Genomic DNA, 5,416 nt, shown 5'->3' with positions numbered 1-5,416 from the left:
ATAAAAAACTAAAATAGCTTATAATTAATATCATAAATATTTGCAATCAAAATAATCGACCTCAGAGCCTAACCTTAGAACCTTTCAACTTTCCAACCTTCCAACCCCATCACCCTCTCAAAACTCTAACTATATGAAAATACTTGTCCTTGATAATTACGATTCGTTTACTTATAACTTGGTGTATATCATCCGTGAACTTGGTTTTGGTGATCAGTTGGATATATTCCGTAATGATAAAATCAGTGTGGAGGAAATCGAAAAGTATGACAAAATACTGCTCTCTCCAGGTCCTGGAATTCCTTCTGAAGCGGGAATTATGCCTGAATTAATTAAGAAATATGCGAGTTATAAAGATATCCTTGGAGTTTGCCTAGGACATCAGGCTATTGGCGAAGCTTTTGGTGGAGGCTTGATCAACTTATCTGAAGTAGTTCATGGGTTGGCTTCTGAGGTTTCTGTAGAAAATGATCCATTATTCAAGGATCTTCCAAAGAAATTCAATATTGGCAGGTATCATTCTTGGGTGATAGATGAACAGACTCTGAGTCCAGAACTTGATGTGATCGCACGCACACCTGACAATCAAATCATGGCTGTAAGACATAAAAAATACAATGTTAAAGGACTACAATTCCATCCAGAATCTGTCCTTACAGAACATGGGGTAGCAATGATGAAGAATTGGCTAGGTTGAGAAGAAGCGAAATAGAGGCGAGAGACTAGAAGCGAGAAGACAAAAACCACGAAGTGGTTAAACTTTGAATAGCCCCGGGTTGCAACCCGGGGATCAAAGTTGATGACGAGGACAACAACCCCGATAAGGGTTGAACTTCCTTAATTTGTAAATAAAAAGTAAGTATAAATTTCAGTTCGAGATTTCTCTCTACGTTCGAAATGACCACTAAGTCACCTCGACGGCAGGAGAGGTCTCTTTACTTGGACTAGGAAGCATTTAAGGGGATTGAAAAGCATCAAAACTCGTAATCCTTAATCTCAAACCGCTAAACCATCATTCAAGCAATTAAAAACAATCATCACCAATCTTTAAATCTTCGAATTTTACAATCCCGATAAATCGGGACAAGTTCTTCCAATTCCTAAAACCTTCTAATTAGATAAAAATGAAAGAAATACTTAACCACTTAATCGAGCATCGGACATTGAGTAAAGAACAGGCAAAAGAAGTTCTGTTAAAAATCACGTCCGGTGAATACAACCAAAGCCAGATAGCAGCATTTTTGACAGTTTATATGATGCGATCTGTCACCGTGGATGAACTTGGTGGTTTTAGGGAAGCGATGCTAGACCAATGTGTTCCGGTAGAAATAGCCGAGTACGATGCCATGGATCTTTGCGGAACAGGAGGAGATGGGAAAGATACTTTCAACATTTCCACTTTGGCTTCATTTATTGTAGCAGGAGCGGGGCAGCATGTTGCCAAACATGGGAATACCGGCGTATCTTCCATTTGTGGATCATCAAATCTGCTTCAAAGCTTCGGATATGAATTTACCAATGATGTCGACAAAATCAAAAAAAGCCTAGATGAAGCTGGGATTTGCTTCCTTCATGCACCACTTTTTCACCCCGCAATGAAACATGTGGGGCCAATTAGAAAAGACTTGGGTGTCAAAACATTTTTCAACATGCTCGGGCCAATGGTAAACCCAAGTTTCCCAAAAAAGCAATTAGTCGGTGTATTTAGTTTAGAATTGGCGAGGCTTTATGCATACCTTTATCAAAATCAGGAAGGTAGTTTCAGTATTCTTCACGCATTGGACGGATATGATGAGATTTCTCTTACAGGGGACTTTAAGATGATTTCTCAAGAAGGTGAGAAACTCTACCGTCCAGCTGATATCAATTTACCAATCCTTGAAGCGGAAAGTATCAAAGGTGGAGAGACTATAATCGAATCGGCGGAAATATTTGATTCAATTTTGAAAGGAAAAGGTACAAATGCCCAAAACTCAGTTGTCATTGCGAATGCTGCAGCTGCATTACATACAGCAGATGTATCTTTACCATTTACCGATGCGGTCGAAAAAGCCACAGCATCCTTGCTGTCGGGAAAAGCACTTGAAAAGTTCAATGCTTTGGTCAATCCCAAAAAATCCATTTCATTTGCCTAATTAGTTAAATATGAATATTTTAGATAAGATAATTGCATTCAAAAAAACAGAAGTTGCAGAGAGAAGCAGTATAGTCCCTGTAAAATTATTGGAGAAGAGTATCTACTTTGAATCTGCTGTAGTTTCGATGAAAGACTATATTTGCGATCCTGAAAAAACAGGTATCATTGCTGAATTTAAGAGGAAATCTCCGTCAAAAGGTGATATCAATCCAAGTGCATCAGTAGAGACTACAAGCATAGGATATATGCAAGCAGGAGCTTCTGCATTGTCTATTTTGACAGATCAAGAATTCTTTGGTGGAAAAAATGAAGATTTGGTTACAGCCAGAAAATTCAACTTTTGTCCACTGTTAAGGAAGGATTTTATTATTGATGAATATCAAATCATAGAAGCTAAATCGATAGGTGCTGACTGCATCTTGTTGATTGCAGCAGCTTTGGAGCCTGCAAGACTAAAAGAATTAGCAAAGTTTGCGAAATCACTTGGTTTGGAAGTTTTGATGGAAGTTCATGATGGGGATGAGTTAGCTTCTTCTGTCAATGAATTCTTGGATTTGGTTGGCGTAAACAATAGAAGCCTCAAGACATTTGACGTTTCATTACAAACTTCTTATGATCTTGTTGATAGAATTCCAAATGAATTTGTAAAGATCTCTGAAAGTGGAATTTCAAGACCAGATACCTTGGTTAGTTTGAAACAAGCGGGTTTTGAAGGGTTTTTGATAGGTGAAAATTTCATGAAATCTAGCCGACCGCATCAAGCAGCTTATAATTTCATGAATGAATACAGAGAATTGTTGGGTGCAGCAATGGGACAAACGACAGAGAAATGAAGCTGAAAGTTTGTGGAATGCGGTCTGAAGAGAATATCAGGGATTTGATAACCCAAATCAATCCAGATTGGATGGGTTTGATATTTTATCCCAAATCACCAAGATTCGTACCTCAAAATTTAGCAGATTCTATTGTTGATTTGCCAATTAGGAAAGTTGGTGTATTTGTCAATGCTAGTTTGGATGAAATCAATGCATCCATTAGAGACTTTGGAATTCAGACTATCCAACTTCATGGAGAAGAGTCCTTAGAATTCACCAAGTTGGTAAAAGAAGAGACTGGGCTGGAAATATTCAAAGTATTTTCAATTAAAGATGATATCGCCTGGGAAACTTTGGAAGTATTTGTTCCATTTGTTGATTATTTCCTGTTTGATACGTTTACAAAAGGGTATGGAGGAAGTGGAAAGACATTTGATTGGGAGGTTTTGAAAAATTATCCCTTTGAGAAGCCATTTCTTTTGAGTGGTGGATTGAGTATCGAAAACATTCCCGATATACAAAAGCTTAAATCAGAGATTCCTCAACTCATAGGTCTGGATATCAATTCAAAATTCGAAATCGAACCAGCATTGAAGGAAATAGGGAAAATCAGGGCGTTTAAGGAAAGAATTTCAAGCGTGGTATAAGAAACGAGAGACTAGATGCGAGAGAAGTTAGAGACGAGGAACAAAGATTCAATCAACCCCGAATGGGGTTAAACCTTCAATAGCCCCGTATGAAATGCGGGGAGTGAAGATGATCGATGGATGGTTTTAACAACCCTGAAGGGGTTGAACTTTAAATAACCCCGGGTCGCAACCCGGGGAATAAAGATGATCCAGGAGACAACAACCCCGAAGTGGGTTGAACTCCTCTAATTAAAACAAAAATGTGACAACTATTTTCAGAACGAGACAAATTATAAAAAAATGATTAAAGTTGACGAAAAAGGATTTTATGGGAAGTTTGGAGGAGCATATATCCCTGAGATGTTGCATCCAAACATTGAGGAGTTGAGGGACAACTATGAGCAAATAGTTGCTACAAGTGAATTTCAGGAAGAATTTCAATCCCTATTGAGGGATTTTGTGGGCAGACCTACACCGCTTTATTTTGCGAAGCGGATGTCAGAAAAATATGGAGCAAAGATCTATTTCAAAAGAGAAGATTTGTGCCATACAGGTGCACACAAAGTCAACAATACCGTTGGACAAATCATCTTAGCCAAAAAACTCGGCAAAAAAAGGATTATTGCTGAAACAGGTGCTGGTCAGCATGGTGTAGCTACGGCCACAGTTTGTGCCTTGATGGGGATGGATTGCACGATTTACATGGGTGCATTGGATATCCAAAGGCAACGTCCCAATGTAGAAAGAATGAAGATCCTTGGTGCCAAAGTAGTACCTGCGACTTCTGGAAGTCAGACACTCAAGGATGCAACAAACGAAGCCATGCGCCAATGGATCAACAATCCTGTTGATACACATTACATTATTGGCTCAGTGGTAGGGCCACATCCCTATCCGGAAATGGTAGCCAGATTTCAATCTGTGATATCCGAAGAGATCAAAAAGCAATTGTTGGAAAAAGAAGGGACAGAAAATCCAGATATCGTCATTGCTTGTGTAGGTGGAGGAAGTAATGCGGCTGGGGCATTTTATCATTATTACAATGTGCCAGAAGTAAGGTTGGTAGCAGCTGAAGCAGCAGGTTTGGGGATTAGTTCTGGTAAATCAGCAGCTACTACAGCGTTGGGTTCTTCAGGGATTTTGCATGGTAGCAAGACACTCTTGATGCAGACAGAAGATGGTCAAGTCATAGAACCACATTCCATCTCAGCAGGCTTGGATTATCCTGGGATAGGGCCGGTTCACGCGCACTTGTTTGATATTGGAAGGGGAGAATTTGTAGCAGTAGAAGATGAAGATGCTATGAAAGCAGGAATTGAATTGAGTAGAATGGAAGGAATCATCCCAGCCATAGAAACTGCCCACGCCATTCATGCATTGAACATGATAGCTTACAAAAAAGACGATATCATAGTCATCAACCTTTCTGGACGAGGAGATAAAGACTTAGATACCTATATCAAGTGGGGAGGGTATTGAAGGAGAAATGGTAGAAGGATGAAGTTGGAGGAATAAAGGATAATATCAATTAATAACTCAATAATCCAGACTTCTTGATTCATAATTCGGAGTTCTTAATTCTAAATTAATAAAATGTCGAATGTTGAATGTCAAACTTCGAATTTTGAAGTTCGGAAATGAGAGCCAAGAAGTAAAAACAAGTGTGAGATATGAGACTTGATATAAAAGACACAAATCAACAATAATCTAATAACTCAATAATCCAGACTTCTTGATTCATAATTCGGAGTTCTTAATTCTAAATTAATAAAATGTCGAATGTTGAATGTCAAACTTCGAATTTTGAAGTTCGGAAATGAGAGCCAAGAAGTAAA

5 protein-coding genes are annotated in these 5,416 nt (G+C 38.7%); all 5 read left to right on the top strand.

From position 1 onward, the window contains the following. Positions 1-133 precede the first annotated feature (133 nt). The 5 genes from MM236_RS09445 (at position 134) to trpB (ending at position 5,060) form a co-directional block, all read left to right on the top strand. The gene (locus tag MM236_RS09445) at positions 134-697 is read left to right on the top strand and encodes an anthranilate synthase component II (RefSeq protein ID WP_241274728.1); all 564 of its coding nucleotides are present in this window, start codon (positions 134-136) and stop codon (positions 695-697) included. A 427-nt stretch (positions 698-1,124) separates the two neighbouring features. After that, entirely contained in the window at positions 1,125-2,135 is a 1,011-nt protein-coding gene (trpD, locus tag MM236_RS09440) for an anthranilate phosphoribosyltransferase (RefSeq protein WP_241274727.1), read from the top strand. Between the two features lie 10 nt (positions 2,136-2,145). Continuing rightward, complete coding sequence (trpC, locus tag MM236_RS09435) at positions 2,146-2,970, top strand: indole-3-glycerol phosphate synthase TrpC (RefSeq protein ID WP_241274726.1); 825 nt, start codon at positions 2,146-2,148, stop codon at positions 2,968-2,970. Then, positions 2,967-3,599: a phosphoribosylanthranilate isomerase gene (locus MM236_RS09430; protein WP_241274725.1), complete on the top strand. Its 633-nt coding sequence runs from the start codon at positions 2,967-2,969 to the stop codon at positions 3,597-3,599. Before trpC ends, MM236_RS09430 begins: the two co-directional genes overlap by 4 nt. 282 nt (positions 3,600-3,881) lie before the next feature. Further along, positions 3,882-5,060 carry a tryptophan synthase subunit beta gene (gene trpB / locus MM236_RS09425; RefSeq protein ID WP_241274724.1) on the top strand — a complete coding sequence of 393 codons (1,179 nt, stop codon included), beginning with the start codon at positions 3,882-3,884 and terminating at the stop codon, positions 5,058-5,060. The last annotated feature ends 356 nt before the right edge of the window (positions 5,061-5,416 follow it).

Origin of the sequence: Belliella calami (assembly GCF_022549695.1) — a bacterium.
GTDB classification, from domain to species: domain Bacteria; phylum Bacteroidota; class Bacteroidia; order Cytophagales; family Cyclobacteriaceae; genus Belliella; species Belliella calami.
Note: the sequence above shows the minus strand (reverse complement) of the source record. Positions and strands in the feature narration are given on the sequence as shown.

What these genes read in the sequence shown, in the direction of transcription:
- MM236_RS09445 (WP_241274728.1), top strand. Translation starts at nt 134, where the DNA reads ATGAAAATACTTGTCCTTGATAATTACGATTCGTTTACTTATAACTTG.
- trpD (WP_241274727.1), top strand. Translation starts at nt 1,125, where the DNA reads ATGAAAGAAATACTTAACCACTTAATCGAGCATCGGACATTGAGTAAA.
- trpC (WP_241274726.1), top strand. Translation starts at nt 2,146, where the DNA reads ATGAATATTTTAGATAAGATAATTGCATTCAAAAAAACAGAAGTTGCA.
- MM236_RS09430 (WP_241274725.1), top strand. Translation starts at nt 2,967, where the DNA reads ATGAAGCTGAAAGTTTGTGGAATGCGGTCTGAAGAGAATATCAGGGAT.
- trpB (WP_241274724.1), top strand. Translation starts at nt 3,882, where the DNA reads ATGATTAAAGTTGACGAAAAAGGATTTTATGGGAAGTTTGGAGGAGCA.